General features: G+C 75.7%; 5 protein-coding genes. All 5 read left to right on the top strand.

What is annotated here, in order from left to right; all coding sequences use genetic code 11:
* On the top strand, window positions 1–743 hold a 743-nt coding region (locus ACFV5N_RS25285), incomplete at its 5' end, for a hypothetical protein (protein WP_385604107.1).
* Window positions 744–816: 73 nt separating this feature from the next.
* Window positions 817–1,848 (top strand): polyprenyl synthetase family protein, encoded by a 1,032-nt coding sequence (locus ACFV5N_RS25280; RefSeq protein ID WP_385604104.1) that lies wholly within the window; start codon window positions 817–819, stop codon window positions 1,846–1,848.
* Between the two features lie 72 nt (window positions 1,849–1,920).
* On the top strand, window positions 1,921–3,114 hold the full coding sequence (locus ACFV5N_RS25275) for a cytochrome P450 (protein WP_385604101.1): 1,194 nt from the start codon (window positions 1,921–1,923) through the stop codon (window positions 3,112–3,114).
* A 19-nt stretch (window positions 3,115–3,133) separates the two neighbouring features.
* Window positions 3,134–3,349, top strand: a complete 216-nt coding sequence (locus ACFV5N_RS25270) for a ferredoxin (RefSeq protein ID WP_385604098.1) — start codon at window positions 3,134–3,136, stop codon at window positions 3,347–3,349.
* Window positions 3,346–4,001: NAD(P)/FAD-dependent oxidoreductase (locus tag ACFV5N_RS25265; protein WP_385604096.1), on the top strand; the 656-nt coding region annotated here is incomplete at its 3' end. The genes ACFV5N_RS25270 and ACFV5N_RS25265, both read left to right, overlap by 4 nt.

The following is a 4,001-nucleotide window of genomic DNA, read 5'->3' as shown; positions in this document are numbered from 1 at the left end:
CCGCGCAGATCGGAGCCCGCCATCGCCAGGACGCCCGCGACCGTGTCCGCCACATCGTCCCCGAGGCCACCGCGCCGCTCGGCGCGATCGTCATGCCCGTCGAGGACGGCCGCTGGACGGTCACCCTCTCCGGCCCCCGCGACCAGGCCCCGCCCAACGACCCCGACGCGTTCGTCGACTTCGCCCGCCGGCTGCCCCACCCCGCCCCGTACACCTGGCTCGGCTCGGCCAGCCCGGCCGGCCGGCCCGTCGGCTACCGGCACACCGCCAACCGGCGCCGCCGCTACGACCGGCTCGGCCGGGACCGCAGCGGCCTCCTGGTCGTCGGCGACGCGGCCTGCGCCCTCAACCCCGTCTACGGACAGGGCCTGTCCGTCGCCGCGCTCACCGCGCTCGCCCTCTCCCGCGCCCTGGCCGCCCCGCGCACGCCCACCGCGCACACCCTCCAGCGAGCCGTCCTGCGCGCGGCCGCCCCCGCCTGGGAGGTCGCCACCGGCGCCGACAGCCCCATGCCGGGCGCCACCGGCAACGCCGTCCGCACCGGCCCCGCCGCCCGGCTGCTCACCCGCTACCTGGACCGGGTGCGCGCGCACGTCCCCGGCGACCCGGTGGTGTGCACCGCCAACCGGGACGTGCTCTTCCTGCTGGCCCCGCCCCGCACCCTGCTCACCTCGCCCAGGGTGCTGCGCCGCACCCTGCTGAGCACCCCCGTGCCCACCCCGCACGACCTGCCCACCCCCTGACCGCCCGCCCCCGCCGACAGCGAAGGTGCACCATGCCCCACTCCAGCCCGTCACCCGTCCTCCGGCCGGCCCCATGACGACCACCCCGGCCTCCACCGCCCCCGCCACCGCCCGCCCCGAGACCGAACGGTCCCTGCTGGAAGCCGCCCTGCGCGCCAGCGTGGAGCGCCGACTGCACCCGCAGCTGCGGCACATCGCCCACTACCACCTGGGATGGGCGGACGCCGAGGGCCGGCCCACCGGCACCTGGGGCGGCAAACTGCTCCGCCCCACCCTCGCCCTGCTCTCCGCGCGGGCGGCGGGCGGCACCGGCACCGACGGGATGCCGGCCGCCGTCGCCATCGAACTCGTCCACAACTTCTCCCTGCTGCACGACGACATCATGGACGGCGACACCACCCGGCGCGGGCGCCCCACCGCCTGGACCGTCTTCGGCGTCCCGCACACCATCCTGGCCGGCGACGCGATGGCCGCCGCCGCCACCGGCGCCCTGCTGGACGCCCCGCTGCCCGGCGCCCACCCGGCCGCCACCCGGCTGACCACCGCCACCCAGCGCATGATCAGCGGCCAGAGCGCCGACGTCGCCTTCGAACGGCGCGACGACGTCACGCTCACCGAGTGCGTGCGGATGGCCGGGGACAAGACCGGCGCCCTGCTGGGCTGCGCCTGCTCCCTCGGCGCCGCCCTGGTGGGAGCCGCACCCGCCCGCGTCGAGCGGCTGGCCGCCTTCGGCGAACACATCGGCCTCGCCTTCCAGCTCGTCGACGACCTGCTGGGCATCTGGGGCGACCCGGACCGCACCGGCAAACAGGTCGGCGCCGACCTGCGGGTGCGCAAGAAGTCCCTGCCCGTCGTGGCGGCCCTGAACGCGGCCGGAAGCGAGGAACTGCGCGCCCTGTACCTGCGCGCCGCCCCCCTGACCGAGCCCGAGGTACGCCGCGTCGCCGACCTCGTGGAGCGGGCCGGCGGCCGGGACTGGGCCCGCGCGGAGGCGGAGGGCCGCGTCGCGGCCGCCCGGGAGTGCCTGGACGGGGCCGACCTCGCCGACGCGCACCGCGAGGAATTCCTCGAACTCGCCCGGTTCGTCGTCGGCCGCCGCTTCTGACCCCGCCCGCCCCCGCCCCCAGCCCCCGCCTCCGCGCCCCACCGCCACGACCGGACAGGAAGGCCCCGCACCATGCCCGAACCCCAGGTGCTCCCCTTCGCGGCCCGCGCCGCAGGATGCCCCTTCAGCCCCGCCCCCGAGCTGTACGCGATGCAGAAGGAGGAAGACCTCTCCCGCGTCGACGTCCCCAGCCCCATCCTCGACACCTTCGAAGCCGTCGCCATCACCCGCTACGAGGACGCCAGAGCGCTGCTGAGCGACGAACGTCTGCGGATGGGCTTCGTCTTCGACCCCGACGCACCGCGCAGCATGCTCAACCAGCCCGGCAACCTGCTCAATTACAACGGCGCCGACCACACCCGGCTGCGCCGCATGCTCACCGGCGCCTTCACCGTCAAACGGATCCGCGCCCTCCAGCCGGTCATCGAGGAGATCGTCACCGCGCGCCTGGACGCCCTGGAGGCCGCCGGCCCCGGCGCCGACCTCATCAGCACCTTCTGCACCCCCATCCCCACCCTCGTCATCTGCGAACTCCTCGGCGTCCCCTACGCCGACCGCGGTGACTTCCAGCGCCGCGCCCAGATCGGCCTCGACGTCAACGCCACCCGCGAGGAACACATCAGCAATCTCGTCGAGATGGACGCCTACATGGGCGAACTGGTCGCCGCCCACCGGCGCAGCCCCGGCGACAACCTGCTGGGCGCCATCGTCCGCGAGCACGGCGACCGGCTCACCGAGGACGAACTGATCGGCATCGGCAACATGCTGCTGGTCGCCGGCCACGAGACCACCGCCAGCATGCTCGCCGGCTCCAGCACGCTGCTGCTCCAGCACCCCGACCAGCTCGCCGTGGTCCGCGACGAACCCGACGCCGTCGACGGCGCGGTCGAGGAACTGCTGCGCTACTGCTCGCCCGCCATCACCATGCCCCGCGAGGCCGCCGAGGACATCGAGATCCGCGGCCGGCGGATCCGGCGCGGCGAACGCGTCGTCCTGTCGATCCTGGTCGCCAACCGCGACCGCGCCCTGTCCGACACCGACCTCGACACCCTGGACGTCCGCCGCGCCCCCCAGCCGCACATCACCTTCGGCTACGGCGTCCACCAGTGCCTGGGCCAGCAACTCGCCCGCGCCGAACTCCGTACCGCCCTGCCCGCCCTGTTCAACCGGTTCCCCACCCTGCGGCTGGCCGTCGAGCCGGACGCCATCGACTACCGCACCACGGCGCTCGTCTTCAGCGTCAACACCCTGCCGGTGACCTGGTAACCACACTCGGGAGAACACGATGGTCCTCAAGGTCGAGGTCGAGGAACCGCGCTGCGTCGCCGCCGGACACTGCGTCACGGCCGCACCGGAGGTGTTCGACCAGCGCGAGACGGACGGCGTCGTCGTCCTGCTGGACGCCGACCCGCCGCCCGGCGCCTACCCGCACGTCCGCGAGGCGGCGCTGCTGTGCCCGGCCGCCGCCATCCTGCTGCGCGAACGCGACGGTTCGGCATGAACGGTGTCCTGGTCGTCGGCGCCTCCGCGGCCGGTCTCGCCACCGCGCAGGCGCTGCGCGCCCGCGGCTACCGGGGCCGGGTCCGGCTGGTGGGGGAGGAGCCGCACCCGCCGTACGACCGGCCCCCGCTGTCCAAGCAGGTGCTCTCCGGCGCCTGGAGCGCGGAGCGGACCGTCCTGCGCGCCCCCGCCGAACTGGCCGCTCTCGGGATCGAGCTGCTGCCCGGCCGGCGGGCCGTCGCCCTGGACACCGCCGCCCGCGAGGTCACCCTGGCCGACGGGGAACGGCTGCGCTACGACGACCTGGTCCTGGCCACCGGGCTGACCCCGCGCCGGCTGCCGGCCTTCGACGGGCCGGCCGGGGTGCACACCCTGCGCACCGTGGAGGACGCCCGGCGGCTGCGCGCGGACCTGCGCACCGCCCGCCGCCTCGCCGTGATCGGCGCCGGTGTCCTGGGCTGCGAGATCGCCGCCACCGCCCGGGCGCTGGGCCCCGAGGTCACCCTGATCGACCCGGCGCCGCTCCCGATGGCCGACCGGCTGGGCACGCCCGCCGCCCGGCTGCTGGCCGGCCTCCACCGCGACCACGGCGTCACCCTGCTCACCGGCACCAAGGCCGAGGCCCCGATCACCGGCGGCGGACGGATCACCGG

Source organism: Streptomyces sp. NPDC059853, assembly GCF_042731495.1.
In the GTDB taxonomy this organism is placed as follows: Bacteria; Actinomycetota; Actinomycetes; order Streptomycetales; family Streptomycetaceae; genus Streptomyces.
Note: the sequence above shows the minus strand (reverse complement) of the source record. Positions and strands in the feature narration are given on the sequence as shown.

Bases quoted from the DNA above. Each gene is read 5' to 3' on its own strand.
- ACFV5N_RS25280 (WP_385604104.1), top strand. From the start codon at position 817: ATGACGACCACCCCGGCCTCCACCGCCCCCGCCACCGCCCGCCCCGAG.
- ACFV5N_RS25270 (WP_385604098.1), top strand. From the start codon at position 3,134: ATGGTCCTCAAGGTCGAGGTCGAGGAACCGCGCTGCGTCGCCGCCGGA.
- ACFV5N_RS25275 (WP_385604101.1), top strand. From the start codon at position 1,921: ATGCCCGAACCCCAGGTGCTCCCCTTCGCGGCCCGCGCCGCAGGATGC.